Annotated in this window: 26 protein-coding genes; 22 read left to right on the top strand and 4 right to left on the bottom strand. The window is 69.6% G+C overall.

Going from position 1 to position 25,423, the window contains the following annotated elements; translation table 11 throughout:
- Positions 1-9 precede the first annotated feature (9 nt).
- A complete protein-coding gene (locus AB0D85_RS38215; RefSeq protein ID WP_362330894.1) occupies positions 10-1,056 on the bottom strand; it encodes a sugar ABC transporter substrate-binding protein in 1,047 nt (348 codons plus the stop codon).
- Between the two features lie 242 nt (positions 1,057-1,298).
- Between AB0D85_RS38215 and AB0D85_RS38210 the strand changes: the two genes are divergently transcribed.
- The 7 genes from AB0D85_RS38210 (at position 1,299) to AB0D85_RS38180 (ending at position 8,956) form a co-directional block, all read left to right on the top strand.
- The gene (locus tag AB0D85_RS38210) at positions 1,299-2,324 is read left to right on the top strand and encodes a LuxR C-terminal-related transcriptional regulator (protein ID WP_362330891.1); all 1,026 of its coding nucleotides are present in this window, start codon (positions 1,299-1,301) and stop codon (positions 2,322-2,324) included.
- 142 nt (positions 2,325-2,466) lie between these two features.
- Positions 2,467-3,393, top strand: a complete 927-nt coding sequence (locus AB0D85_RS38205; RefSeq protein WP_362330888.1) for a LysR substrate-binding domain-containing protein — start codon at positions 2,467-2,469, stop codon at positions 3,391-3,393.
- Between the two features lie 166 nt (positions 3,394-3,559).
- On the top strand, positions 3,560-4,546 hold the full coding sequence (locus AB0D85_RS38200) for a nitronate monooxygenase (protein WP_362330885.1): 987 nt from the start codon (positions 3,560-3,562) through the stop codon (positions 4,544-4,546).
- Between the two features lie 359 nt (positions 4,547-4,905).
- Entirely contained in the window at positions 4,906-5,928 is a 1,023-nt protein-coding gene (locus AB0D85_RS38195) for a sugar ABC transporter substrate-binding protein (protein ID WP_362330882.1), read from the top strand.
- A 36-nt stretch (positions 5,929-5,964) separates the two neighbouring features.
- Positions 5,965-7,008 (top strand): ABC transporter permease, encoded by a 1,044-nt coding sequence (locus tag AB0D85_RS38190; protein WP_362330879.1) that lies wholly within the window; start codon positions 5,965-5,967, stop codon positions 7,006-7,008.
- 5 nt (positions 7,009-7,013) lie between these two features.
- Positions 7,014-7,805, top strand: a complete 792-nt coding sequence (locus AB0D85_RS38185; protein ID WP_362330876.1) for an ATP-binding cassette domain-containing protein — start codon at positions 7,014-7,016, stop codon at positions 7,803-7,805.
- A complete protein-coding gene (locus AB0D85_RS38180) occupies positions 7,802-8,956 on the top strand; it encodes a serine hydrolase domain-containing protein (protein ID WP_362330873.1) in 1,155 nt (384 codons plus the stop codon). Before AB0D85_RS38185 ends, AB0D85_RS38180 begins: the two co-directional genes overlap by 4 nt.
- 155 nt (positions 8,957-9,111) lie before the next feature.
- On the opposite strand, the gene AB0D85_RS38175 is transcribed toward AB0D85_RS38180, so the two are convergent.
- The 3 genes from AB0D85_RS38175 to AB0D85_RS38165 form a co-directional block, all read right to left on the bottom strand.
- Positions 9,112-10,593 (bottom strand): APC family permease, encoded by a 1,482-nt coding sequence (locus AB0D85_RS38175; RefSeq protein WP_362330870.1) that lies wholly within the window; start codon positions 10,591-10,593, stop codon positions 9,112-9,114.
- Between the two features lie 219 nt (positions 10,594-10,812).
- Positions 10,813-12,108 carry an NAD(P)/FAD-dependent oxidoreductase gene (locus AB0D85_RS38170; RefSeq protein WP_362330867.1) on the bottom strand — a complete coding sequence of 432 codons (1,296 nt, stop codon included), beginning with the start codon at positions 12,106-12,108 and terminating at the stop codon, positions 10,813-10,815.
- A gap of 37 nt (positions 12,109-12,145) precedes the next feature.
- Positions 12,146-12,460 (bottom strand): cupin domain-containing protein, encoded by a 315-nt coding sequence (locus AB0D85_RS38165; protein WP_362330863.1) that lies wholly within the window; start codon positions 12,458-12,460, stop codon positions 12,146-12,148.
- A 184-nt stretch (positions 12,461-12,644) separates the two neighbouring features.
- On the opposite strand from AB0D85_RS38165, the gene AB0D85_RS38160 reads away from it, so the two are divergent.
- The 15 genes from AB0D85_RS38160 (at position 12,645) to AB0D85_RS38090 (ending at position 25,408) form a co-directional block, all read left to right on the top strand.
- Entirely contained in the window at positions 12,645-13,649 is a 1,005-nt protein-coding gene (locus AB0D85_RS38160; protein ID WP_362330860.1) for a helix-turn-helix domain-containing protein, read from the top strand.
- Between the two features lie 186 nt (positions 13,650-13,835).
- Positions 13,836-14,429, top strand: coding sequence for a TetR/AcrR family transcriptional regulator (locus AB0D85_RS38155; RefSeq protein ID WP_362330857.1), 594 nt, complete (start codon positions 13,836-13,838; stop codon positions 14,427-14,429).
- An 87-nt stretch (positions 14,430-14,516) separates the two neighbouring features.
- Complete coding sequence (locus tag AB0D85_RS38150; RefSeq protein ID WP_362330854.1) at positions 14,517-15,203, top strand: type 1 glutamine amidotransferase domain-containing protein; 687 nt, start codon at positions 14,517-14,519, stop codon at positions 15,201-15,203.
- A gap of 17 nt (positions 15,204-15,220) precedes the next feature.
- Positions 15,221-15,520 (top strand): hypothetical protein, encoded by a 300-nt coding sequence (locus AB0D85_RS38145; protein ID WP_362330850.1) that lies wholly within the window; start codon positions 15,221-15,223, stop codon positions 15,518-15,520.
- Positions 15,521-15,706: 186 nt separating this feature from the next.
- Positions 15,707-17,641, top strand: coding sequence for a primary-amine oxidase (locus tag AB0D85_RS38140; protein WP_362330847.1), 1,935 nt, complete (start codon positions 15,707-15,709; stop codon positions 17,639-17,641).
- A complete protein-coding gene (locus AB0D85_RS38135) occupies positions 17,634-18,110 on the top strand; it encodes a hypothetical protein (protein WP_362330844.1) in 477 nt (158 codons plus the stop codon). The genes AB0D85_RS38140 and AB0D85_RS38135 overlap by 8 nt, the downstream gene beginning before the upstream one ends.
- A 30-nt stretch (positions 18,111-18,140) precedes the next feature.
- A complete protein-coding gene (locus AB0D85_RS38130; protein ID WP_362330841.1) occupies positions 18,141-18,728 on the top strand; it encodes a TetR/AcrR family transcriptional regulator in 588 nt (195 codons plus the stop codon).
- Positions 18,729-18,837: 109 nt separating this feature from the next.
- Positions 18,838-19,122 carry a hypothetical protein gene (locus AB0D85_RS38125; protein WP_362330838.1) on the top strand — a complete coding sequence of 95 codons (285 nt, stop codon included), beginning with the start codon at positions 18,838-18,840 and terminating at the stop codon, positions 19,120-19,122.
- Between the two features lie 14 nt (positions 19,123-19,136).
- Positions 19,137-19,757 carry a response regulator gene (locus AB0D85_RS38120; RefSeq protein ID WP_362330834.1) on the top strand — a complete coding sequence of 207 codons (621 nt, stop codon included), beginning with the start codon at positions 19,137-19,139 and terminating at the stop codon, positions 19,755-19,757.
- A gap of 6 nt (positions 19,758-19,763) precedes the next feature.
- The gene (locus tag AB0D85_RS38115; RefSeq protein ID WP_362330830.1) at positions 19,764-21,311 is read left to right on the top strand and encodes a PAS domain S-box protein; all 1,548 of its coding nucleotides are present in this window, start codon (positions 19,764-19,766) and stop codon (positions 21,309-21,311) included.
- Positions 21,312-21,364: 53 nt separating this feature from the next.
- Positions 21,365-22,486, top strand: coding sequence for an acyl-CoA dehydrogenase family protein (locus AB0D85_RS38110; RefSeq protein WP_362330827.1), 1,122 nt, complete (start codon positions 21,365-21,367; stop codon positions 22,484-22,486).
- A 16-nt stretch (positions 22,487-22,502) separates the two neighbouring features.
- Positions 22,503-22,862, top strand: coding sequence for a hypothetical protein (locus AB0D85_RS38105; RefSeq protein WP_362330824.1), 360 nt, complete (start codon positions 22,503-22,505; stop codon positions 22,860-22,862).
- Complete coding sequence (locus AB0D85_RS38100; protein ID WP_362330821.1) at positions 22,859-24,124, top strand: aromatic ring-hydroxylating dioxygenase subunit alpha; 1,266 nt, start codon at positions 22,859-22,861, stop codon at positions 24,122-24,124. The genes AB0D85_RS38105 and AB0D85_RS38100 overlap by 4 nt, the downstream gene beginning before the upstream one ends.
- The gene (locus AB0D85_RS38095; RefSeq protein ID WP_362330818.1) at positions 24,114-24,632 is read left to right on the top strand and encodes an aromatic-ring-hydroxylating dioxygenase subunit beta; all 519 of its coding nucleotides are present in this window, start codon (positions 24,114-24,116) and stop codon (positions 24,630-24,632) included. Before AB0D85_RS38100 ends, AB0D85_RS38095 begins: the two co-directional genes overlap by 11 nt.
- Positions 24,629-25,408: an SDR family NAD(P)-dependent oxidoreductase gene (locus tag AB0D85_RS38090; protein WP_362330815.1), complete on the top strand. Its 780-nt coding sequence runs from the start codon at positions 24,629-24,631 to the stop codon at positions 25,406-25,408. Before AB0D85_RS38095 ends, AB0D85_RS38090 begins: the two co-directional genes overlap by 4 nt.
- The last annotated feature ends 15 nt before the right edge of the window (positions 25,409-25,423 follow it).

Here is a 25,423-nt window from a genome sequence, read left to right as displayed (position 1 = left end):
GGCGGGCCCCTAGCCGTTCTGGGCGAGCAGGTCGTCGATCGTCGCGGTGTCACCGTGGCCGACCAGGGAGATCGGCACCTGGACGCTGGGGTTCGCCTTGCCCGCGGCGACCGCGCGCGGCACATCGACGACCGCGTTCGCGATGTCGTTCGGCGCCAGGGCGGCCGAGGCCCGGTAGAAGGTGCCCTGTTTGATGGCGAGCAGTGAGGGTACGGCGCCGTCCTGCCCGCCGACGAAGGTCCTGGCGTCGTCGTTCTTGCGGCCCGCCTGCTGGAGCGCCTTGAACCCGCCGTACGCGGCGGCGTCGGTCACCCCCAAGATGATGTTGAGGTCGGGGTGCTTGGCGAGGATCGCGTGGGCCTTGGCGAGCCCGGTGTCGGGGTCGATGGCCTGTTCCTGGGCAACCACGTCCACCCCCGGCGCGGCCTTGGTGAACGCGTCGATCATGCCCTTGGTGCGTTCGCGGCCCAGCTCGATGGTGCTGTCGGTGAGGAAGGCGATCTTGCCCTTCCCGCCGAGCGCGTCCTCGGCCCACTTGGCGGCGGCCTCGCCCAGCCGGGTGCCGCCCTTGCGGAAACTGAACTGGATGTCGGCGCTCTGGTGCTCCAGCGAGCCGCCGTACGTCACCCAGATCAGCCCGGCGTCCAGTGCCGACTTGGCGATCGCCTCGGTGGCCTCGAAGACCATCGGGAACGACACGATCGCGGGCACCTTGCGGGCGACCCAGGTGTTGAGGTTGGTGGCCTGGGTGTCGGCGCCGGCCGCGTCGCTGGTCGTCAGCAGGGATATGCCGTGCTGCTTCGCGGCGGCGGTGGAGAGCTTGACGAGCGTGGTGTAGAGCGGGAGCTGGGTGAACGGGTAGTCCAGGCCGATCTTCGTCAGGCGGGTTCCCGCCGAGGCCGACGCCGACCCGGGAGACTTTGCCGACGCGGACGTGCTCGGCGGCGCCGAGCAACCGGCGGCGGTGAACGCGGTGGCCGCGACGGCGGCACCGGAGTAGGCGAGGAACTGTCTGCGCGAGGCCGAGGAAACGGGTACGGACCGGCGTGTGGTCATGGCGGGGTTCTCCGAGCGACGGGCCCGCTCACCACGGGCGTCCGGCAGTGCCGAACAGGAAACCGCCGGGCGTCCCGCTCCACCATCCGTACAAATACCGAGCCGGCGAAGCACACGGATCCACGGCGCCCCTAACCGATGAACGTCTTGCCCGGCGCGGCCCGTGTCCCTATGGTTGACCCCCATATCTCATTAGGCCCCAAACGACCTCCGTGGTCCTGAGTCGCTCTCCGGAGGCCCGCATGCTCAGCCACCACCAGATCGCAGCGGCCACCCGTATCGGCATGCTCACCCGCGAGCCCGACACAGCGGCCGCCTGCGACCAGGCGCTGCGCGAACTCTCCCGCGCCCTGCCGCTCGACGCCGCGACGCTGCTCACGATCGACCCGCTGACCCGGACCCACGTTCAGGTCGCCGGCATCGGCTACACCGCCGAGATCTCCCGAGCACTGGCCGCCGAGTTCGTCACGACACCGTGGTATCGCAACGTCGTGGGACAGGAGCTGCCGCCGTCCATCTCCGAGGACATCGAGGACCCGGAGCAACCCGGCCCCCGTTTCCGCCAAGGCTGGTTCTACGCCGAGCGGGTCCGCCCCGCCGGCTTCCGCGACGGAGTCACCGGCGCGCTGCGGCACCGCGACCGCCTTGTCGGCCTGGTTCATCTGAGCACGGAGAGCGCCGACGCCTACGACGGGGAGGCGCGTCGGCTGCTCGCCTCCGTCATCCCGGCCCTCGCGGCACTCGCCGACCCGGTGGCGCGCGCCGCCGATGTGCACCGCCTGTCGGAACACGGCGCGGCAAGCCTCGTGACCGCCGGCAAAGCGATCGACCTGCCTGGGCGCGACCGGGTCCGGGCGCTGCAGGACGAGGAATTCCAGGGTCTGATCCGAGTCTTCGCCGGCACGGGCGGCCGCCGGCTGCGCTTGCTGTGGCCGGCCGGCGGCGCCTGGTACCGCGTCACCCTCCACCGGCACCGCCCGGATGCGGGACTCGCGGCGGACACGGTGCTGGTGCACGAGACACCCACCGAAATGCCGTACGGCCTCAGCGCCCGAGAGCTGGAAGTACTCACCCGGGCGGCGACCGGACAGACCAACCAGGCCATAGCGCAGGCGCTCTATCTCTCTCCGCGCACCGTGCACAGCCACATCGAGCACCTGCTGCGCAAGACCGGCGCCGCCTCCCGCGCCGAAGCCACCGCCCTCGCGGTCCGTGACGGCCTGCTCCGCCCGGACCAGATCCATCTCGCCTTCTTCGTCGAACGGTGAGCCGGCGCGGCCGGGGCGCCCCCGCCGAGGAATCCACCCCCGCACCGGTGGCAGCACAGCGCCACGACCACCGTGCCACCGGCGACCGGAGCCAGGCCAGGTCCTGGTCGGCTGAAGGTATGCTCCAGCCACCCGCGTCCCTGTGGAGGTCCACGTGGAAGTTTCCGACCTGCGGATATTCCTGACCGTAGCGCGCACGAAGGGCATCACCAGGGCGGCGCAGGAGCTGCACACCGTGCAGTCCAATGTCAGCGCCCGTGTCCACGCCCTGGAGAAGGAACTCGGCGCGCCCCTGTTCCGCAGGCATGCGCGCGGCGTCGCGCTGACGAACGTGGGCGAGCAGTTGCTGCCCTACGCGGAGCGCATCAGCAGGCTCGTCGAGGAAGCGCTCCATGTCATCGGGGACGAGAGCGATCCGTGCGGGCCGCTGCGGATCGGTGCGATGGAGACCACTGCGGGCATGCGGCTGCCCGCAGTCATGGCGGCCTTCACCGAGGACTGTCCTCAGGTGGATTTCTCATTGGTCACGGGGCCGACCGAGCAGCTCATCCGGGACGTCCTCGAATATCGTCTCGACGCCGCCCTGGTCGCCGGGCCGGTACAGCAACCGGACTTGGTCGAGACCTCTGTCATCGTCGAACGTCTCGTGCTCGTCACGGCGCGACGGGTGACGGACCTGGAGAGCGTGTTGCGCGATCCGAAGATCCTGGTCTTCCGGGCGGGCTGTGCCTACCGCCGCCGACTGGAGAGCATCCTCCACGCCCGTGGCGCGATCGGCGTGCGCTGTACGGAGCTGGGAACGGTGGAGGGAATCCTCGGCTGCGTCAGCGCGGGTATGGGCGTCACCCTGATGTCATCGGTCGCCGTCGAGCAATACGGTGGGCGCGAGCAGTTGCGTGTCCATGAGCTGCCGGAGGACGAGGCACGGTGCGAGACCGTGTTCATCCGGCGGGCCGACGTACCGCCCTCAGCGGCTCTGCTGCGTTTCTTCAGCCAGGTGCAGGCCGTCGACCGGACTCCACCGGTGCTGCGCGTGGTCGGCCCGGCCTCAGCGGCCGCCACCAGCTAGCTCTCAGGCCTCTGTCGAGCCGTCCTGAGAGAGTTCTCTGTCAGCGATGACTCCCATCGCAAGCAGTCGTTGGATCTGAACTCTCGGTGAACCTACTGTCCTCCTAACGCCGCGCCGCCCGCCGCGAGTACACGCGGGCGGTTGCCCGGATCGAGGGGACTTCGTCTTGTTGAACACCCGGCTCACTCAAGCCTTCGATATCGAACACCCCGTCGTGCTCGCACCCATGGACCTGGTGTCCGGTAGCCGGCTCGCCTCCGCGGTGGCCGCCGCGGGCGGCCTCGGCATGATCGGCGGCGGCTACGGTGACAGGGAATGGCTGAAGCGGGAGCTCGCCGCGGTGAACAGCGCCCGCGTGGGTTGCGGCTTCATCACGTGGAGCCTCGCCCGCGATCCCGACCTCCTCGACATCGCCCTTGAGCATGAGCCCACCGCGGTCATGCTGTCCTTCGGCGATCCGGCCCCCTTCGCCGAGCGCGTCCGCGCCGCCGACGTGCCGCTCCTGTGCCAGGTGCACACGCTCGACCAGGCCCGCCAGGCCCTCGACGCGGGAGCAGACGTGATCGTCGGGCAGGGGGGTGAGGCCGGCGGCCACGGCGTCGGATCCCGGTCGACCTTCACCCTCGTACCCGACATCGCGGACCTCATCGCGGCACGTTCCCCGGAAACTCTCCTCGTCGCGGCGGGCGGTGTGGCAGACGGGCGCGGGCTGGCCGCGGCGCTCTCGCTCGGAGCGGACGGCGTGCTCGTCGGCACCCGATTCTGGGCGACCGAGGAGGCCGCGGTCTCTCCGCTCGCCCACGCCCGTGCCGTAGGGGCCACCGGCGACGACACCATCCGCACGACTGTCTACGACATCGTCCGCCAGTACCCGTGGCCGGCGGACTACAACGCGCGTCTGCTGCGCAACCAGTTCATCAACCGCTGGCACGGGCGTGAGGCAGACCTGGCCGCCCGTGTCCCCGAGGCCGTGACGGAGTTTCACACCGGCGTGGCGGAGCAGGACTTCGACATAGCGAACATGATCGTCGGTGAGGCGGTCGGCCGGGTCCACGAGATCCTGCCCGCAGGTGACATCGTGCGCCGCATGGTGCGGGAGGCAGCCGATCGGCTGAGCCGCTGGGCAGCGGGCACCGCCACGCTCGGCATGTAGGCCGCTGCCTGTACTCAGCGGCGCGGGCGGTGAACACCCGCGTACATGGCCCCACTTCCCGGCAGTGCCCGGACTGACGGTCCCGCCGACCGGAGCAAGCCCCGCCGACCTTGACGTCTCGTTGTCCGCTCCTATCTCGTTCCGCTCTCCTCAGCGAGCGGAAGCGGCAACCCTCGGCGATCACATTCGCAGCCCAGCCCAGAAGGCGTCCGCCTCCATGCTCGGCCGAGGGCGGCCAAGGGGCCACCGGCGGTGACGGTCCCACGGCTGCCCCCCAACTCCGCCCCCTCTTACCGGAGTTCCGCCGCCTCCTGACAGCGGCGGAACCCCGTCGCCCAACCGCACCCAGAGGAGCTCCCATGCCCCGCTTCCGCAGATCCCGTCTCGTCCTGATCGCCACCGTGGTCGCCACCACGGCCGTCACGGCCGGCTGCTCCAAGCGCACCGACGCCAGCGACGGCGGCGGCTCCGGTACGGCATCGGGCAGGAAGGTCTCCGTCGTGGTCGTCTCCGGTCCGCTCAGCGACCCGTTCTTCGGCGCGATGAAGAGCGGATCCGACGCGGCCGGCCGGGAACTGAACGTCTCCACCTCGTACCTCAGCCCGACCTCGACGGACGCCTCCGGCCCGACGCTCGCCAAGCTCATGCAGGCCGCCATCGCGAAGAAGCCCGACGCGATCGTCGTCGGCAACTTCTTCCCCGAGGCGCAGAACCCGGAGATCAAGGCGGCGATCAAGGCCGGCATCCCGGTCGTCGTCATCAACTCCGGCCAGACGGACTGGAAGCAGCTCGGTGCCCTGTCCTTCGTCGGCCTGGACCCCTCCATCGCGGGTGCCAAGTCGGGCGCCGAGATGCTCGCCCGCGGCGTGAAGAAGGGTCTCTGCGTCAACTCCGTGCCGGGCAACCCCGCGCTGGAGCAGCTCTGCCAGGGCTTCATCGACGCGATCAAGAAGGGCGGAGGAACAGCGAGTTCGCTGCGCCTTCCCTACCAGGACTCCACCAACCCCACCAAGGTCACGCAGACCGTCGCGGGCGCGCTCCAGGCGGACAAGAGCATCGACGGCGTCTTCACCACGGGTGCGGCGATCGCCGAGGACGCGCTCGCCGCGGCGGGCAACCTCAACCGCAGGATCAGCATCGGCAGCGGTGACATCTCCACCAAGGCGCTGCAGGACGTCAAGTCCGGCAAGATCGCGTACGCCATCGACCAGCAGCCGTACCTCCAGACCTACTACGGCGTGCTCATCGCCAAGCAGTACGCGCTGTACGGGCTCGCACCCGCCGACGCCGTGCTCACGGGTCCGCAGGTCATCGACAAGTCCAACGCGGCGTCCGTGCTGAAGATCAACCAGCAGTACCAGGGCATCCGCGGCGCCTCCTGACACCCATCCGAACCCCCAGACCGGGAGAGAAACCGCATGTCCCTCAACCAAGCCGCGCAGGCCGCCCCCGCGCTGCCGGAGAAAGCCGGCGAACAGCAGGAGCCCTCACTGCTCGCACGCACCGTGCGGCGCCCGGAGTTCGGTGCGCTGATCGGCGCCGTAGCCGTGTACCTCTTCTTCGTGGTGACCGCCTCGGACGCCGGTTTCACCAGCGTCGCGGGCACCGCGAGCTGGCTGGACACGGCCGCAGAACTCGGTGTGGTGGCGACGCCCGTCGCCCTGCTCCTCATCGCCGGGGAGTTCGATCTGTCGATCGGCTCCACGGTGGGCGCCACCTCGGTCATCGTCGCCATCGGCAGCGGTACGTACACCATGCCGCAGTGGGTCTCGATCCCGCTGGCCCTGGGCTTCGGTCTGCTCGTCGGGCTGGTCAACGGTGTCGTCGCCACCCGCACCAAGCTGCCCTCCTTCATTGTCACCCTGGCCAGTTCGCTGGTGGTCGGCGGCGGTGCGCTCGGCATCAGCCGTGCCCTGTCCGGGAGTACGGCGGTGACGCTGACGCCGGAACCGAGCGTCCAGGCCGTGTTCGGCTCCAAGGAGGGGCAGTTCCAGGTGTCCATCGTGTGGTGGCTGGCCATCACGGTGCTCGCCTGGTGGGTACTGACCCGTACCCGTACCGGAAGCTGGATCTACGCCACCGGCGGAGCCCCCGACGTCGCCCGGGACGCCGGAGTCCCCACCGCCCGCGTCAAGATCGGGCTGTTCATGGCGACTTCGGCGGGCGCCGCGCTCGTCGGTGTCCTGCAGACGATCTCCTACAGCGGCGGCGACGTGACCCGCGGCAGCAGCTTCATCTTCAACGGCGTGATCGCCGCCGTCATCGGCGGAGTGCTGCTGCAGGGCGGCTACGGCTCGGCGATCGGCGTCCTGCTGGGCACGGCGACGTACGGGATCGTCAGCCTCGGCATCTTCTACACCGGCTGGAACACCGACTACGCCCAGCTGTTCCTCGGCGCCCTGCTGCTGGTCGCCGTCCTGGCCAACAACTACTTCCGCAAGCTCGCACTCGGCGGCAGGTGACCCTGATGACCACCACAACGACCACCACGCATCCGCTCATCGAACTGCGGGACGTCACCAAGCGGTTCACCGGCGTGACCGCCGTCGCGGACGTCTCCCTGACCGTCCGCGCCGGTGAAGTGCTGTGCCTGCTCGGCCACAACGGCGCGGGCAAGTCCACGCTCATCAAGATCCTCTCCGGGGTGTACGCACCGACCGAGGGCACCATGCTCATCGACGGTGAGCCGGCCGCACTCGGCGGGCCCCGCGACGCGCTGGACCGCGGCATCGCGACCGTGCACCAGGGCGCCGGCACCGTGCCGTTGATGAGCGTCGCCCGCAACTTCTTCCTCGGTGCCGAACCCACCAAGGGCCGGGGCCCCTTCCGCCGCTACGACGCCGCCACCGCCGGGCAGATCGCGCTGCGGGAAATCCAGGAGTTGGGCATCCGCCGGATCCGGGACGCCGACCAGTTGGTGGGCACCATGTCCGGCGGCGAGCGGCAGGCCCTTGTCATCGCCCGCGCCCTGCACTTCGGCGCACGCGTGCTGATCCTGGACGAGCCCACATCCGCGCTGGGCGTCCGCGAGGCCGAGACCGTGCTGCAAGCGGTGGAGAAGGCCAGGGACCGGGGCATCGGTGTCGTCCTGATCACCCATCAGGCGCACCATGCGCTGCGCGTCGGTGACCACTTCGCGGTCATCGCGCACGGCCGCCTCGCCGCCTCCTTCGGCCGGGGCGAGAAGGAACCCGCTGAGGTCATCGACCTGATGGCGGGCGGCACGGCCATGGAAGAACTGGAGCGCCAGCAGACATGACCACCACTCACCGCGGTTCGACCGGTGTGTCCGGCCACACGGAACCGCAGTTCGCGGGTGTACGGGAGGCGTTCGAGAGCAACCTCCGCAACGGCGACGACTTCGGCGCCTCCGTGGCCGTCTACCGGCACGGCCGGCTCGTCGTGGACCTGTGGGGCGGCGAACGGGACGAGAGCGGGATGCCTTATCCACAGGACGCCCTGCACGTCGGCTACTCCGTGACCAAGGGGGTGATGGGTCTCGTGCTCGCGCACCTGGTCGACACCGGGCAGGTCGACCTCGACGCCCCGGTGTCACGGTACTGGCCCGAGTTCGCCGCGGCCGGCAAGGGCGACATCCGTGTGCGGGAACTGGCCTCGCACCAGGCCGGGTTGAGCGCCTTCGAGGAACCCGTGACCGCGTCCGACCTGGCCGACTGGGACGGCTGTGTCAAGCGGCTGGCGGCGCAGGCGCCCGCGTGGCCGCCGGGCGAACGGCACGGCTATCACCCCCTGACCCTGGGCTACCTGGTGGGGGAGGTGATCCGCCGGGCGACCGGACGCACGGTGGGAACCCTGCTGCGGGAGCGCTTCGATCCCGACGGCACGCTTCAGGCATGGATAGGGCTGCCCACGGAGCACGCCGACCGCGTGGTCCGCTACCGGCCGGCCGCGCCGACCCCGGGCATCGGCGCGTGCATGGCGGTCGCCGACGCCACCGCGGACAGCGCGACCCGCGCGGCCTTCCACAATCCCGAGATCTCGGCCGACCTGTTCGCCGATCCCGCGCTGTGGGTGCCGGAGATCCCGGCCGGCAACGGTGTCTTCGACGCCCGGTCGCTGGCCCGCCTCTACTCGTCCGCCGTCGACGGACCACTGCGCTCGATATCGATGACGGCCGTGGACAAGGTCCGGCGTGAAGTCGTCCACGGGCCGGACGAGGTCCTGGCCGACCAGCCCACCCGCTTCGGCACCGTCTTCGCGCTCTCCAGTCCCCGCCAGCCCATGCTGGGCCCGGGCTCCTTCGGCGCCGACGGCCTGGGCGGGCACATCGCCTTCGCCCACCCGGAGTCGGGCATCGCCTTCGCCTTCCTCACCACACGGGCGGTCCTCGACCCCACACCCCACACCCGGCTCTGGCGCCTGCTGTCTGCGGTCGCTGCCGCCTTGTGAGCGCGATCGTGCCGCCGACGCCGCGAACGGGTGCGGTGCGCACCCGGCCCCGGCGTCGGCGCCGCTGCCTGGGCGACGAGCTCATCCCGGACGGTGAGTCCTTCGGCTCCCCGACGCCCGCGAACCGTCATGTCTCCCCTCACATGTCCTGCGGGTCAGGCGTTGGCCGACGCCTCCTCCGCATCCGCCTCCGTCGTGGTCCACGTTGTCGCCGTCATGTCAGCCCGGCGCGCGTAGCCGAGCGCGACACCGCCGGCGAACACCACGGCGACGAACAGTTCGAGCATCAGGGCGGTCGTGCCCGAGGCCCCGATGAGGATGGTGAAGTTGTTCAGGGCCAGCGCGGTGGCGCCGAGGAGCAGGACCACCGAGGCGACCGGCGCGATCAGCGTGTTCCACGGGCGGGTGTCGAGGCGGGTCCTGCGGAAGAACGTGATCACGGAGACGGACGTGAGGACGTACAGGAGCATCAGAGCGAGTACCGCGACGCCGCCACCCCAGGTCAGCAGGGTGAGGACCGGGTCCTGGCCGGTGAGCGCGAACGGGCTGACCAGGCAGACGGTGACCGCGGTCTGGACCAGGCTGGCTGTGTACGGCGCGCCCTGGCGGTTCGTCCGGGACAGCCAGGCGGGCAGGACTCCCGTGGTGCCCAGGGAGTGGAAGTAGCGGTTGATGCCGTTGTGGAAGGCGAGGATGCCGGCCAGCAGGGACGTGGCGAGCAGGAAGCCCATGACGTCCGTGGCCCAGCTGCCGAGCGTGCCCGTGATCGGGGCGAACACCACCGAGGTGGCGTCACCGCTCTGCAGAGCCTTCAGCGCCACGCCCTGCACCCTGTCGGCGCCGTAGTAGCTGACGAACATCCAGGAAACGAAGGCGAAGAACACCGAGATCAGCCCCACGGACAGGTAGGTCGCCCGGGGGACGGTGCGAGCCGGGTCCTTGGCCTCCTTGGAGTAGATGGCCGTGGACTCGAAGCCGAACATCGAGGCGATGGCGAAGGTCAGGGCGACGCCCGGCGCACCTACGAAGAAGGCGGTGGTGCTGAACGAGTCCTGTGGGTCGAGCCCGTGTGGGCCGCCGCCGGTGAACAGCTCGTACACGGCAAAGAGCAGGAGCAGTGATATCTCGGCCATGACGAGGACCGCCAGCAGCTTGGCGCCGAACTCGATGTTCAGCGACCCCAGCAGCTCTACCAGGACCATCGTGGCCAGCGCCCAGAACCACCAGGGCAGGTCGACGGAGGCGTACTGCTGGAAGAGCCCCTTCACGACGACGCCGTACAGGCCGTACATGCCGGCCTGGGTCGCGCTGTAACAGAGGATGGCGACCTGGGAGGCGCCCACCCCGACGGGGCGGCCGAGGCCCCGGGAGACATAGGCGTAGAAGGCGCCCGCGTCGGTGATGTGACGGCTCATGGCGATGAAACCGACCGCGAACAGGCTGATCATGACGCCGACCAGCAGGTAGGCGGCGGGAGCCCCGCCGCCGTTGCCGAGCCCCAGGGGGACGGGCAGCGTGCCGGCGATGCCCGTCAGGGGGGCCTGCGCCGACAGGACGAAGAAGAGGATGCCGGTGACGCCGATCGCCCCGCGGCGAAGGTCGGTGTTGTGCCCCGGGCTTGGGGACTGCTCGGTCATGGGAACTCCCTGAGGGAAGGGACGAGTTCCGGGCGCGACGTGTGCGGGCCGTCGTATCTCCCGGGGTGGGTGTCGGCCGGCGTCGACGCCGGCCGCCGGCGCGCGGATCGGGAACCGTGGGGGAGGGGTTCCTGGAATCCGGGTGCGCCGATGACGAGAGCGGAGAAGGCCGCCGGACGCGATGTCGCGTCCGGAAACCGAGTGGTGGACCGCGACCTGTCAGCGTTGCGCGGTGATCCTCCGTGCAGCCTTGACGCCGCTTTCGATGGCTCCGTCGATGAAGCCGGCCCAGCCGGTGGCGTAGTCGGAGCCCGCCAGGTGGACGTGGTCTTCGGGCGTCTGGAGGTCGTGCAGGCACTTCGTCAGCTGGCCGGGGCGCTGCATCCCCCAGGTCTCGCCGCTCAGCGGGTCGCCGGTCCAGTCGTGCCATGCGACGTCGACGATGTCGAACTCGGGCACATAGCGGTGCAGCGCCTCAGTGACGGCCGAACGGTCGGCCACGTCGAGCCGGGACGCCTGGGGTCCGAAGGCGACCAGGAGTGTGTCGCCGTCCACGGTGTACTCGGCCTGGCCGTAGGTGAGAGGTTCGTCGGGGCCGCCGAAGAAGACGAACGGCCGCGCTTCTCCCCGCACGCGGATCCAGAGCTTCACGCCCTCCGACGTCTGCCCCTCCTCGGCGGCGAGTTGTTTGACCGACGACAGGGCGGGCTCGAACTCCACGGAGCCGAGGATGTTCTGAGGAAGGGTGACCACGACATCGGCGGCGGTCAGGGAGGTGCCGGAGGAGGTGTGTACGACGACTCCATCGGCGTCCTGCTCGATTCGGGTCACCGTCGTGTTCAGCCGGATCTCCGCGTCGACGTCGGCGGCCATGGCCTCGGCCAGCGCCCGTGTTCCGGCCCGCAGCTTGTAGGTGCCGCACGCCTCGAACAGCAGCTGCCAGCTGCCGGACGCGGCCGCACACCAGCGCAGTGCCTGGGTCACCGCGCCGCGTTCGATCGGCCCGTTGAAATTCAGCGTCCACATGCCTCGGACCAGCTCGTCCTCGACGGGCGGCAGGTTCAGCTCGTCGATGCGGTCGCTGATGGACCGGCCGTCGAGTTTCTCCAGGTCCGGACCCGCGCAGGCAAGCGGCTCGTACGGCCGCTCGAACCACTGACGGGCGTCTTCCAGGGAGCGTGCCATGCCCTCGTCGAGGAGGCCGAAGAGATCGTCGGGCGTGCCCTCGTGCCGTTGGCCACCGGCCCGCCAGACGGCCCGCTGTGGGGTCGGGCTGGCGATGATCTCCAGTCCGTAGCGCTGGACCTCGGCCCACACGTGGGGCTGCGCCCAGTGCACCCAGGTGCCCCCGAGCTCCAGGTCCCGGCCCAGCCGGTGGTCCGTCCAGGTGCGGCCGTCCACGCGGTCGCGGGCCTCGACGACCAGGACGGACGCGCCCTTGTGCCGCAGCTCGCGTGCCGCCGCCAGCCCCGCGAAGCCCGCCCCGATGACGATCACGTCATAACGCTCGGTCATGACTCTCCTTGCATGCAGGTGAAACGGGGATATGGGCTCAGGCGTGGACGAAGAACTTGCGGAACGGGAACTCGAAGTGCCAGACGGACTTCGTACCCTGCGGGAAGTAGGCGACGTCCCCGGGCTTCAGCGCCACGTCGTCGCCGTCCTCCGTGACGATGCGGACCGAACCCTCCAGGACCTGGATCGTCTCCTGCTCATGGAACTCGTACGGCGCGCGCTCGGGGAGCTGGCCGGTCGTCACGCGCCAGATCCCGGACACGCCCTCGCGGATCCAGTGCACGTCGCCTGCCTGCTGATCACCCTCACCGTACGGCTGGAAGTCTTCGGCGTCGACGGTGCTCTTGTACATCGGGATGCTCCTTCGCAGAGTGGTGACCAGCAATGTGGCCCCGACAGCAGTCGGGGTGGGTGTCATTGGGTGCACTCGTTTCCGCCACTGGATGCATGAGGAGTTCTTGAAAAATTCAACTATTCCCCCGAAGGTGACGCGGGGCTATCGTGAACGCCAGATCTCGAACAGGCGGAGCGCAGCGATGCAGACTGTCGTGACCACGGAGAGCGTCTCCCCGACGGAGCGCTTCGACCACTGGGCCGACGAGATGGCCAAGATGTTCGTCGCCCTGGACTCCCGCCCCACGTCGCCGCGGCCCTTCCACGGGAACGCCACGTCCGGCACGATCGGGCTCCTGCAGTTGACCGCCATCAACGCCGGCCCCATCGCCGTCCGCCGCACGTCGGTCCTCGCCGCGCGGGACAGCGAGGACTGCTACAAGGTGGCCCTCCAGGTCACCGGCACCGCCCTGATCGAACAGGACGGCAACCGCGACCGCCTCGCGCCGGGCGACATCGCCATCTTCGACGCCTCACGGCCGTACACGTTCACGTACGAGAACGACTTCCGTACCGTGCTGATGATGCTTCCGCGCCCGATGCTGCCGGTGCGGCCGGACGCCCTGCGCCCGCTGTACGCCCGGCGCCTCGCCGGCGACGAAGGCGTCGCACCGGTCGTCGGGCCATACCTCCGCTCGCTCGTCGACCAGAGCGCCGTGTGCACCGGCGCGGTCGCCGGACGCCTGATGGACGGCACGGTCTCCCTGGTCACCGCCCTTGTCGCCGAACGGCTCGACCGCGCGGCACCCACGGCACCGCACCAGGCGATGGTGCTGCGCATCCGCGACTACATCGAGCGCAACCTCTCCAACCCCGGCCTCACACCGGATGCCATCGCGGCCGCGCACGGAATCTCCCGCCGTTACCTCTTCAAGCTGTTCGCGGCCGAGGGGGCCACGGTGTCCGGCTGGATCCGGGAGCGCCGCCTGGAACGATGCGCACGCGAACTGTCCGGGGCGCAGGGCAAGGACCAGACGATCTCCCTGATCGCCTCACGCTGGGGCCTGCTCGACAGCCGGCACTTCAGCCGGGCGTTCAAGGCGGCCTACGGGGTGACGCCACGGGAGTTCCGCGACCGAGCGCTGACCGGCTTCGAGCCGACGTACGCCCCTTCGTACGATGCGGGTGGCGTACTCGGCGAGAACTGAACAAGGGAAGGCGCCGCTCCGGTCGGGCAAGATCGGAATGACCGATCTGCACATGGCTCGCGCTTCGGGCCTGCCGATCGCCTCGGACCGGGACCGGGACCGCGGGTCGCACCGGCTGTCGGTGCTCGCCCGCTGCCCCACCCCTGTTCTAGACGACTGGTCTACTCGGGTGCTACGGTTCAACGCATGCCGGTCACCACGCGCACCAAGGACACCCGTCGGATCATCCTCGACACCGCCCAGCGGATCATGGCCCACAAGGGTTATTCGGCTGTCGGTATCAACGAGGTGCTCGCGGAGGCCGGCGTGCCGAAGGGGTCCTTCTACCACTACTTCGCCTCGAAGGACGCCTTCGGTGAAGCGATCCTGAAGAGCTATTTCGCGGACTACCTCACGGACATGGACCGTGTTCTCGCCGGCTCCGGTCGGTCGGCGGCCGAGCGGCTGATGGCCTACTGGCAGCAGTGGCGCGAGACGCAGAGCCTCGAGGAGTGCCAGGGCAGGTGCCTGGCCGTGAAGCTCGGCGCCGAGGTCGCGGACCTGTCCGAGTCGATGCGCCTGGCCCTGAAGGAAGGTACGAGCGCAGTCGTCGACCGCATCGAGAGCACGATCACGAGCGGCCTGGAGGACGGCTCCCTCTCTGTCGACGGCGAGGCCCGCGATGTCGCGCAGGCCCTGTACGACATGTGGCTCGGCGCGAGCATCATGGCGAAGATCCATCGCAACCTGGCCCCGCTCGACACCGTCACGACGGTGACGCGCGGGCTTCTGCACCTGTAGAAGACCCGCACCCCATGACTGGTCCGGTCATGGGGGGTCCTTTCACTCAATCAAAAGTAGACTGGTCTACTCACCCAGGAGTGTGTCATGAAGGTTTTGATCGTTCTCACCTCGCACGACGAGCTGGGCGACACCGGCGTCAAGACCGGGTTCTGGCTGGAGGAGCTCGCGGCGCCGTACTACCGCTTCAAGGAGGCCGGCTGGGAGATCACGCTCGCCTCACCGAAGGGCGGTCAGCCGCCGCTGGACCCCAAGAGCAACGAGCCCGGCTTCCAGACCGACGACACCCGGCGCTTCGAGGCCGACGCGGAGGCGACGAAACCACTGGCGAACACCGTGCGCCTCGACTCCGTCTCGGCCGACGACTTCGACACGGTCTTCTACCCCGGCGGGCACGGACCGCTGTGGGACCTGGCCGAGGACGCCAACTCCGCGCGGCTGATCGAGACCACCCTGCGCTCGGGCAAGCCGGTCGGACTGGTCTGCCACGCACCCGGTGTCCTCCGGCACACGGTCAACGAGGACGGAACCCCCCTGGTCGCGGGCAAGAAGGTCACCGGATTCGCCAACACCGAGGAGGAGGCCGTCCAGCTCACCGACGTCGTCCCCTTCCTGGTCGAGGACGAACTCACGAACCTCGGCGGCATCTACTCCAAGACTGACGACTGGCAGCCCTATGTCCTCACGGACGGTCTGCTGATCACCGGGCAGAACCCGGCCTCTTCGGCCCCCGCAGCCGACGCCGTGATCGAGCTGGTCACCAAGGCCGGTTGAGGAGCGCCTATGTCGTCATGCTGCGTGAACGCGTGACGGCCCCGGCCGAGCTGGCGCTCTACGCCGACTCGGCCCGGGCCGACCACCAGGTGACACCCGTCGTCGGATACGGGGCGACGGAAACTCCGGAGGGCCCGGCGTTCGACGGTGGGGGGCAACTTGGCGACTGCCAACCAAGTCGGCTGGCATCGGCGCTGCTGCTCCAGGCATCCGCGACTCCGGCGGCAGCAGTACTCAGGGTCCGCTACCCGCACCGCTTGGGCCACATGATCGAACCGTCCCGCCTGGCACGGACGCTGCCCACGCCGCGCCCCTGAGGACCGGTGTCCGTGCCTTCGCTGAGGGCTGGATCCGCCGGTGATTCGCCATGCCGTGCACCGCGGTGCTCCGTTCGGTGCCCGGAGTCGAGGTGAGCAGCGGAATTTTTCCAACGTGGCCTGGACCGGGGGAACCCGCAGCGTTTTTCCTCTACGAACGTATAGAAAAACTCTTGGAGGAGCGCCATGACCACCCCCTCAGTGCACCCGCTCGACCAACTCACCACGGAGGAGATCGACGCCATCCGCTCCGTCCTGGAGCGGGCCGACGTCCTCCGGGAGACCTCGCGCTTCGTCTACGTGGGCCTCGAAGAACCCGCCAAGAGCGAGTTGCTCGCCTTCGCGCCAGGCGACCCGGTGGAGCGCCGGGCGCGCGTGCTGCTGTACGACATCGCGGGCGCACCGGGCCGGGACCTCGTGGTGTCCGTCAGCGCGGGGAACGTCGTTTCGGACCGGCCGCTGGATGCCGTAAGGGACGGTCAACTTCCGGTACTGGAAGAGGAGTTCGCCGTTGTCGAGGAAGTGCTCGCCGAGGACGACGAGTGGCTCGCCGCGCTGAAGAGCCGGGGCCTGGACGTCGCCCGGGTGCGGGTCGCCCCGCTGTCCGCCGGCGTCTACGCCGACGAATACCCGGACGAGGCCGGCCGCCGCATCCTCCGGGGGCTGGCCTTCGTGCAGGAACACGACCGGGATCACGCCTGGGCCCACCCCGTCGACGGCCTGGTCGGCTACGTCGACGTGCTCAACCGCAGCGTCCATCGTGTCGTCGACCTCGGCCCGGTCCCGATCCCCGCCGGCACAGGGAACTTCGACGACCCCGCGGTCACTGGCCCCGCCCGCACCAGCCAGAAGCCCATCGAGATCACCCAGCCCGAGGGGCCCAGCTTCGCCCTCCAGGGCAATCTCCTCACCTGGGAGAACTGGTCTCTGCGCATCGGATTCGACGCCCGGGAGGGACTGACTCTCCATCAGATCGCTTTCCGGGACCGGGACAAGGGCGCCGTGCGCCCGATCATCCACCGCGCCTCGATCGCCGAGATGGTCGTGCCCTACGCCGATCCCTCCCCGGTCCGCTCCTGGCAGAACTACTTCGACACCGGCGAGTACCTGATCGGCCGCGCTGCCAACGCCCTGCGCCTGGGCTGCGACTGCCTCGGCGACATCACCTACCTCGACGCCGTCATCGCCGACGAGTCGGGTCACCCGCGGACGCTGCCCAACGCGGTCTGTCTGCACGAGGAGGACCACGGCATCCTCTGGAAGCACACCGACCTGTGGGCCGGTTCCAGCGAGACCCGCCGCCAACGCCGCATGGTGCTCTCCTTCTTCACCACCATCGGCAACTACGACTACGGCTTCTACTGGTACCTCTACCTCGACGGCACCATCGAGTTCGAGGCCAAGGCCACCGGTGTCGTCTTCACCTCCGCCCACCCGGGTGGCGACTATCCGTACGCCGCCGAGATCGCCCCCGGCCTCGGCGCGCCCTACCACCAGCACCTGTTCTGCGCCCGGCTGGACATGGCCCTGGACGGAGCGGCGAACCGGGTGGAGGAGGTCGACGTCGTACGGGTTCCGATGGGGGCCGACAATCCGCGCGGCAACGCCTTCACCTACCGGCGCACGCCACTCACCCGGGAGAGCGAGGCCCAGCGCACTGTCGACATGGCGGTCGACCGGGTCTGGCACATCACCAACCCCGACTCGCTCAACTCGCTGGGAAAACCGGTCGGTTACGCGCTCCACCCCGAGGGCAAGCCCGCGCTGCTCGCCGATCCGCGTTCCTCGATCGCGGCCCGCGCGGCTTTCGCCACCAAGCATATGTGGGTGACCGCCTACGACCCCGCCGAGCGCTACCCGGCCGGTGACTTCGTCAACCAGCATCCGGGCGGCGCCGGACTGCCGGCGTACACGGCGGCCGACCGGGACATCGACGGGCAGTCCCTGGTCGTCTGGCACACCTTCGGCCTCACCCATGCACCCCGTCCGGAGGACTGGCCGATCATGCCGGTCGACCACACCGGCTTCAAGCTGAAGCCGGTCGGTTTCTTCGACCGGAATCCTACGCTGGATGTCCCCGCGGCCGTCTCGGACGCGCATGGCTGCTGCACTCGTGACTGACCTGCTGTCCTTCGCCGGGCTGGCGGGAGCGGTGCTCTGCCTGGCCGGCCGTTTTCCCGGATCGGTGCGGAGGTCGGGTCCGCAGCTGCTGGCCTTGAGCGGCATGGTGCTCATGGCCGGCGGCCGACCGCTCGCGGGCGCCGGCGTCACCGGGGCGGGGTGCCTGTGGAGCGCCGGCCGGGCGTGCGGGGAGCGCCGGGGCTGGACCGTCGCGTTCGATCTCGCCGTGATGACGCTGCTCATGGACCTCATGAGCCTCATGACCGGCGGCCGGGCACACCAGCACATGGCTGCCACGACCGTCGGCCCGACCGTGCTGACCGTCGTGGTCTGGGTGACGGCGAGGGCCGGTGGGATCATGTTCCGGAGCCTGTCGGATCGGCCTGCCCCATGCGTCGGCCGCATCCGGGCCTGCCGGGAGGCCGGTGCGCTCCTGATGGTCGTCGCCATGGCCGCCATGCTCGTATGAGCCTCACGAACCGGAAGGGTGGAGGACCGCATGCCGAAGGTCGTCGATCACGACGCGCGTCGGCGGCTGATCATCGAGTCGGTCTGGAAGATCGTGGGCCGCCGCGGCCTCGCCGCCGTGACCATGAGGGAGCTGGCGGCCGAGGCAGGCTTCGCCAACGGGGGACTCGCCCCGTACTTCCGCGACAAGGACGAGATCCTGCTGGCGGCCTTCCAGTACGCGTGCGACGCCACCGAACGCCGCCTGGAACCCGCGACCGCCGAGGCCGGCGGTCTGGCCGCCCTGCGGGGTGTCTGCCACGAGCTGATGCCGCTGGACGGCACACGCCTGCTGGAGGCGCGGGTCGTGATCGCGTTCTGGGACCGTGCTGTGCACGACCCACGCCTGTCGTCGGCCTACGAGTCGACGATGGACCGGTGGCGAACCCTGATGCACGACTGTGTGTCCAGGGCCAGGTCCTGCGGTGAGATCACGACCCCCGCCCCGGACGAGCGCATCGTCGAGACGCTGTTCGCCGTGGTCCTGGGCTTCCAGGTCGGCGCCGTGCTGACCCCGGGCACCACCACGAGGGAAGGCCAGCTGAAGGTGCTGGAAGGGCTGCTCGCCTCCTACGCCTGAGCAGCCACGACCGCAGTCACGACTGCCGTCACCCCGGGTGCACTGGCTGGCGGAACCCCGTGCACGCGCTGCCGCATCCGAATCCGTCCGTCCTCCTAGCGTGGCCTCCATGACCACGCACACCGACGGGGCCACGAGCGGCACGAGCCTCCTGCTCACCTGTTACGCCGACACGTACGGCTACGGCTGGCACCACGTGGACCTCTTCCTCCACGACAGCGAGGGCCGGGAGCTCAACTGGGTGCACTGGCAGGTCGACCGGGACGGGCCCGAGGGCGCCGACGCGGCGACCGCCAGGGTCGAGCCGGCCCTGCGCCGTACCGCGGAGTGGCGGCGCGGGATCAGCGCCGACGGCAGCGAGTACTGGACCGCCCCGGCGGCCTGGGCGGAATGAACCCGGGGCCCGGCATGAGCGACGAACTGGTCTATGTCCTCGACGACGACGAGCAGTTGTGCTCCTCCCTGGCCTGGCTGCTCGACTCCGTCCACATCCGCACCGCGTGCTTCACCGACGCCGACACGTTCCTCGCGGCCTTCGACGCCGATCGTCCCGCCTGCCTCGTCCTGGACGTCCGCATGCCGCACACGGGCGGTTTCCAGGTCCAGGAACTGCTCAACGCCGCAGGCGCGACCCTCCCCGTCGTCTTCGTCTCGGCGCACGGGGACATCCGGATGTCGGTGCGCGCCCTGCAGCAGGGCGCGGTGGACTTCCTGGAGAAGCCCTACGACCCCCAGCACATGCTCGACGTCGTGCAGAACGCGCTGGGCACGGCCCGGGAGCGCCACGCCCGCCGTGCCGAACAGCTCGCGCTGCGGGCCCGGCTCGCGGCGCTGAGCCCCAGGGAGCAGGAGACGCTGCGGCTCGTGGTCGCCGGACTGCCCAGCAAAACGATCGCCGGGCAGCTGGGCATCAGCCTGAAGACGGTCGACGCGCACCGGGCCCGGATCCGGGAGAAGACGGGCGCCGGGACCCTGGGCGAGCTGGTCGGGGACCTGCTGCGGTCCGGCCTCGGACCGGCCGGGGTGTGATCCCGTATGTCCGGCCCGCCTGAGATCACGTCGTCCGACCTCGGCCGTCTCTTCGCCGCGCTCCAGCACTGCGTGCTGGTGCACGACGCCGCGACGAAGGAGATCCTCTGGGCCAACCCGGCCGCCTGTGAGGTCCTCGGCTTCACCCTCGACGAACTCCGGCCGCTCAAGGCTCCCGACATGAGCTCCAACGCCCGGCAGTACGCCCGTGAGATCGGTGTGGCCTGGCTGCAGCGCGCCGTCGACGAGGGCACCGGCGTCATCGAATGGTGCTACCGGTCCAAGTCGGGACAGGACATCCTGACCGAGGCCATCGCCATCCGGGTGGACCTGGACCGAGGGCCGGTGGTCATGGTGCAGTTCCGGGACATCGCGGAGGAGAAGGCCACCCGGCTCGACCTGTTCCGCACCGAGGGACGGCTGCACGCCTTCCTGCGCAACCTCGACGAGGGCATCGTCGTGCTCGACGACGCGGGGGGGATGCAGTTCGCCAGCCTCTCGGCGGGGCGGCTGCTGGGCCGTGACCCGGAGGACCTCGTCGGCGCCGACTTCACCGGCTTCCTGGCTCCCGATTCCGCCGCGGTCCTGCGTGACGTCCTCGCCTCGACCTCGCGTGGCGGGCTGCCCAGGGACGCCCGCTACCGCCTGGCGGTTCCGGGCGGGGCCGACGGTACTGCACGCTGGTTCGCGGCTCGGTGCCAGTACATCGACATCGAGAACGACCTGAGCGGGCTGCTGCTCCTCTTCCACGACATCACCGACAAGGTGCGCACGGAGGAGGAGCACCACCGGGACGCGCAGTACCTGAACCATCTGGCCCGCTACAACGCCATGGGCGACATGGCGATGGCCATCGCGCACGAGGTGAGCCAACCGATCGCGGCGGCGCACAACTTCGTGGCCGGCGTCCGGGGCCGTCTGGACGGCGGCGATGTCGACCAGCTGAACTGGGGCCTTGAGAGCGCCACCCGCCAGCTGGACCGTGCCGCTCTCATCCTGTCGAGCCTGCGCAAGTACGTCGTACGGCTCGAACAGTCCAAGCAACTCGCCGATCTGAACGGCATCGTGGGCGACTGCGCGTACTTCGTCGACGTACGGGCGCAGCAGAACGCGGTCGCACTGCGCTGGGAACTTGCCCAGGATCCGCTGCCCGTGCACTGCGAGACGGTGCTCATCGGGCAGGTCGTGATGAACCTGGCGTTCAACGCCGTTGAGGAGATGGCCCGTTGGCCTGCCGAGGAGCGGTCGGTGACCGTGGCGACCCGACGGGACGGACCGTACGCCGAGGTGGAGGTGCGCGACAACGGCCAAGGGCTGTCGGCCTTCCCGTCGGGCAGCGTGTTCGACGGGGCGTTCAGTTCCAAGGAGAACGGGCACGGCATCGGCCTCGCCCTCAGCCACCGCATCATCACCCGTCACGGCGGCAGCATCGAGGCCCACGAGAACACTCCCCGCGGAGCCGTCTTCCGCTTCCGGCTGCCCCTCAGCGATAGGGGAAATCCCCTATCCGATGCAACCGACTCCCAATTGTCGGGCCGTAGTTGGTCCGCCTAGCGTAAGAGCGAGGCGGAAACGGAAACCGCCTGGCCATGCGAGGGGAATTTCTCATGACGCAGACGCCGTCAGAGCTGGACCGCGTACTGTCCCTGGTGGCGGAGCGGCGGGCCGAATTCGAGGAGCGGCGGCATATTCCGCGTGATGTCATCGCGGAGTTCAAGAAGGCCGGCATCTATCGTGCGAGCACCCCGAAGCAATTCGGTGGCGACGCCCTTCCGCCGGCGGACTTCCTCCGCATCATCGAGCGGATATCGGCCGTCGACGCCTCGGCCGGCTGGGTCGCCAGCTTCGGTTCCTCCCTGATCTATCTCGCGGCGCTTCCGTTGGACATCCAGGCCGAGTTGTACACCGACGGACCCGATATCGTCTTCGCGGGCGGCCTGTTCCCGGTACAGCCCGCCGAACTCGTGGACGGCGGCTACCGCATCTCGGGTCGCTGGAAGTTCGCCAGCGGCTGCAAGGGCGCGGACATCCTCGGCGTCGGCATCAAGGCCGGCGAGGACCAAGCCGGTCGGCCCCTGACCGCCATCCTGCGCCCCGACCAGGTCGAGATCGCCGAGAACTGGGACGTCATCGGACTGCGCGGCACCGGCAGCCACGACCTGGTGGTGGACGGGGCCGTCGTAGCGCCGGAGTGGACCTTCGTCCGTGGCTCCGAACCCACCGTCAACGAAGCGCTCTACCGGTACCCGAGCGTCCCGTACGCCGCCCAGGTACTGGCCGTCGTCGGCCTCGGAGTCGCCCGTGCCGCCCTCGACCACGTCATCGCCCAGGGCGGCCGCGCCGGCTACACCGGCGCGCCCAAGCCCGCCGACCGCGCCACCTACCGCATCTCGGTGGGACAGGCCGAGGCCCGACTCCGGTCCGTACGCGCCTTCTTCTACGAGATCACCGAGGAGGTCTGGGCCTCGGTCGAGGTCGGCCACCCCGCGACCCGCGAACAGGTCAGCCTGCTCCGGCTCGCCTCCGCCCATCTCGCCAAGACCTCCTTCGAAGTCGTCCGGGCCGCCTACCAACTCGCCGGCATCCCCGCCATCGCGGACGGCAGCCCCATGCAGCGCTACCTGCGCGACGCCTCGGTGGTGCCGCAGCACGCCTTCCTCCAGGAGGGCATGTACGACGGCGCCGGCGCGGTCCTCATGGGCGTCCAGCCCTTCCCCGGCTACCTCTAGAGAGGCAGGAAATTCCATGTCCGACGCACCACTGAGGGTGCTGTTCTGCATCGGCGTCAACCAGAACTTCTTCGATCTGCCCACCGGTCAGGGCAAGGCGGTCTGGGACGGCACCGTCACCATGCTGCAGCAGCTGTACGAGCTGCCCGGTGTGAACGTCCTCGGCACCATCGACGACGACCAGCACATGGTCGGCCCCTCCGACTCCTGGCCCTGGACCTGTTACGTCCTCGCCGACGTCGACGACCAGCCCACGGTCGCCGCGGCCTGCAACCTCTTCCGCACCGTCCAGGTCGGCGAGTACGGCCTGTGGCGCTACATGAAGATCGAGGCGCGCATCGGCCGCCCCCTGCCCGAACCGGAGGTGACCCGATGACCACGACCCCCGAGATCTCCTCCCTGGTCCAGACCGACCGCGTCGCCGGCTCCCTCTACACCGACCCGGCTCTCTTCGAGTCGGAGATGGACCGTATCTTCCACCGCACCTGGGTGTGGGTGGCCCACGAGAGCGAGATCCCCAAGGCCGGTGATTTCAGGACCACTTGGGTCGGCCGGCGTCCCGTCATCGTCACCCGCGACCGCCGCGGCGGCATCAACGTCCTGCTCAACCGCTGCCGCCACCGCGGCGCCAGCGTCTGCGAGACCCCCAAGGGCAACGGCAACGGCTTCACCTGCCCCTACCACGCGTGGTCGTACTCCCTGGACGGCGCCCTGCGCGGCATCCCGTACCCCGAGGGCTACGAGGACGTCATGGAGAAGAAGGACCTGCCGCTGCTGCGCCTGAAGGTCGGCATGTACGCGGGCATGGTCTTCGCCAGCTTCAACCCGGACATCGAGCCGCTGGAGGACTTCCTCGGCGGGGCCCGCCTGTGGATCGACCGGTTCATGAAGCAGGGCGCCGGCTACCCGATCAAGGTGCAGGGCGAGCACCGGTTCCGTTTCCAGGGCAACTGGAAGATCCAGCTGGAGAACACCACCGATTGGTACCACTTCCCGATCGTGCACCGCTCCTGGATGGCGTCGGTCGACGCCGAGACCGCGAGCATGCTGTCGATCATGACCGACGAGAGCGCGGTCACCCACGCCCTCGGCAACGGCCACAGCGTCGCCGTCGGCGTCGCCGACCACGTCGACTTCGACGAGGACGACGGCACGGAGAAGCTCCAGGACCGCTTCGGCCACATCGTCGAGGAGCTGTCGAAGGACATGTCCCCGGAGAAGGTCCGGCGCATCGTGCGCGCCATGCACGGCGTGGGATTCAACCTCAACCTCTTCCCGAACGTCGCCATGTCGATGGCCTTCTTCCGGGTCCTCAGGCCGATCTCGGTCAGGGAGACGGAGGTCCGGCACATGGCGCTGGGCCTGGACGGCGGCCCGGAGATCGTCAACCGCGAACGCCTGCGCATCCACGAGCACTTCCAGGGCCCGTTCGGCTTCGGCAGCCCCGACGACGCCGAGGCGTGGAACCGCGTCCAGCGCGGCGTGGCAGGGGAAGCGGACATGCCGATCATGGTCAACCGCGGCCTCGGCCGCGAGAAGCCCGACGACCTGGGGCACCCCACATCCCATGCGACCGACGAGACCGGGATGCGGGAGGCGTACGCGATGTGGAAGAGGATGATGACCGATGACAACTGAGGCCCTCGGCACGGCTGTTGCCGAGCTTCCGCTCGACGACCCGCGCGCCCTCGCCGCCGTCTCCCTGATCTGGCGCGAGGCCCACCTGCTGGACGCCCGCCGCTACGAGGAGTGGGACGGGCTGTGGGCCGAGGGCGGCGAATACGTCGTCCCGATCGACCGGGAGACCACCGACTTCGCCTCCGCCCTCAACCTGGTCTACGACGACGACCGGATGCGCCGGATGCGCGTCGAGCGCCTCACCGGAGGTTTCTCGATCTCGGCCTCGGCCGCCGCTCGTACCGTCCGTTCCGTGTCCCGTTTCGTGGTCACCGGCCGAGAGGACGACGCGATCGAGATCTGCGCGGCGCAGGTCCTGGTCGGCTACAAGCGCGAGGAGACCTTCGTCCTCGCCGCCGATGTCACCCACCGGATCGTGTTCGGTGCGGACGGGCCCCGTATCTCCCGGAAGATCGTGCGGCTCGTCAACTCCGAGGACGCGGTCACGGCATCGGGGTTCCTGCTGTGAGCCCGCAGGGAACCGGGGAGACCTGGGAGGACGACACCCACCGGGTCGTGCTGGTGACCGGCGCGGGCGGCGGCCTCGGGGGCTGTATCGCCGGGCGCTTCTTCGACCGCGGCTACCGGGTCGCGCTGACCGACCTCGACGAGGAGACCGCAGCCAAGGCGGCCGCCGAACTCGACCCCAGCGGGAAGAACGCGGTCGGTCTCGCACTCGACGTCCGGGACAAGGACGCCTTCGTCCGGGTGCGCGACCGACTCGTCGAGCGCTGGGGCGCGGTCCACGTCCTGGTCAACAACGCCGGCCACTCCAAGGTCGAGCCCTTGATGGACATCAGTCCCGAGAGCTTCGACGCGGTTGTGCGGACCAACCTCGACGGCCCGTTCTTCGGCTGCCAGGTCTTCGGCGCGTACTTCGCCGAACGCGGTTACGGACGGATCGTCAACATCGGCTCGCTGGCAGGCCAGAACGGCGGTACGGCGACCGGCGCCCACTACGCGGCGTCCAAGGGCGGAGTGGCGACGCTGACCAAGGTGTTCGCCCGCGAACTCGCCCCGCACGGAGTCACGGTGAACGCCGTCGCCCCGGGACCGCAGGACCTTCCGGTGGTCCGGGACTCGGTCACCCCGGAGCGGCTCGCCCAGATCGAGGCGTCGATCCCGGTGGGACGGCTCGGACGCCCCGGGTTCATCGCCGACATGTGCCTGCTGCTCGCGGCCGAGCACGCGGACGCGGTCACCGGGGCCTGCTGGGACGCCAACGGCGGCCTGTACATGCGCTGACGGTCCGTCAGCTCT

The sequence above is a fragment of the Streptomyces sp. NPDC048277 genome (assembly GCF_040652235.1).
Taxonomy (GTDB): domain Bacteria; phylum Actinomycetota; class Actinomycetes; order Streptomycetales; family Streptomycetaceae; genus Streptomyces.
Note: the sequence above shows the minus strand (reverse complement) of the source record. Positions and strands in the feature narration are given on the sequence as shown.

Coding starts and splice junctions, on each gene's coding strand:
- AB0D85_RS38115 (WP_362330830.1), top strand. CDS start 19,764: ATGTCCGGCCCGCCTGAGATCACGTCGTCCGACCTCGGCCGTCTCTTC.
- AB0D85_RS38100 (WP_362330821.1), top strand. CDS start 22,859: ATGACCACGACCCCCGAGATCTCCTCCCTGGTCCAGACCGACCGCGTC.
- AB0D85_RS38165 (WP_362330863.1), bottom strand. CDS start 12,460: ATGTACAAGAGCACCGTCGACGCCGAAGACTTCCAGCCGTACGGTGAG.
- AB0D85_RS38190 (WP_362330879.1), top strand. CDS start 5,965: ATGTCCCTCAACCAAGCCGCGCAGGCCGCCCCCGCGCTGCCGGAGAAA.
- AB0D85_RS38125 (WP_362330838.1), top strand. CDS start 18,838: ATGACCACGCACACCGACGGGGCCACGAGCGGCACGAGCCTCCTGCTC.
- AB0D85_RS38150 (WP_362330854.1), top strand. CDS start 14,517: ATGAAGGTTTTGATCGTTCTCACCTCGCACGACGAGCTGGGCGACACC.
- AB0D85_RS38180 (WP_362330873.1), top strand. CDS start 7,802: ATGACCACCACTCACCGCGGTTCGACCGGTGTGTCCGGCCACACGGAA.
- AB0D85_RS38160 (WP_362330860.1), top strand. CDS start 12,645: ATGCAGACTGTCGTGACCACGGAGAGCGTCTCCCCGACGGAGCGCTTC.
- AB0D85_RS38145 (WP_362330850.1), top strand. CDS start 15,221: ATGCTGCGTGAACGCGTGACGGCCCCGGCCGAGCTGGCGCTCTACGCC.
- AB0D85_RS38140 (WP_362330847.1), top strand. CDS start 15,707: ATGACCACCCCCTCAGTGCACCCGCTCGACCAACTCACCACGGAGGAG.
- AB0D85_RS38170 (WP_362330867.1), bottom strand. CDS start 12,108: ATGACCGAGCGTTATGACGTGATCGTCATCGGGGCGGGCTTCGCGGGG.
- AB0D85_RS38175 (WP_362330870.1), bottom strand. CDS start 10,593: ATGACCGAGCAGTCCCCAAGCCCGGGGCACAACACCGACCTTCGCCGC.
- AB0D85_RS38120 (WP_362330834.1), top strand. CDS start 19,137: ATGAGCGACGAACTGGTCTATGTCCTCGACGACGACGAGCAGTTGTGC.
- AB0D85_RS38095 (WP_362330818.1), top strand. CDS start 24,114: ATGACAACTGAGGCCCTCGGCACGGCTGTTGCCGAGCTTCCGCTCGAC.
- AB0D85_RS38130 (WP_362330841.1), top strand. CDS start 18,141: ATGCCGAAGGTCGTCGATCACGACGCGCGTCGGCGGCTGATCATCGAG.
- AB0D85_RS38195 (WP_362330882.1), top strand. CDS start 4,906: ATGCCCCGCTTCCGCAGATCCCGTCTCGTCCTGATCGCCACCGTGGTC.
- AB0D85_RS38110 (WP_362330827.1), top strand. CDS start 21,365: ATGACGCAGACGCCGTCAGAGCTGGACCGCGTACTGTCCCTGGTGGCG.
- AB0D85_RS38155 (WP_362330857.1), top strand. CDS start 13,836: ATGCCGGTCACCACGCGCACCAAGGACACCCGTCGGATCATCCTCGAC.
- AB0D85_RS38215 (WP_362330894.1), bottom strand. CDS start 1,056: ATGACCACACGCCGGTCCGTACCCGTTTCCTCGGCCTCGCGCAGACAG.
- AB0D85_RS38105 (WP_362330824.1), top strand. CDS start 22,503: ATGTCCGACGCACCACTGAGGGTGCTGTTCTGCATCGGCGTCAACCAG.
- AB0D85_RS38185 (WP_362330876.1), top strand. CDS start 7,014: ATGACCACCACAACGACCACCACGCATCCGCTCATCGAACTGCGGGAC.
- AB0D85_RS38210 (WP_362330891.1), top strand. CDS start 1,299: ATGCTCAGCCACCACCAGATCGCAGCGGCCACCCGTATCGGCATGCTC.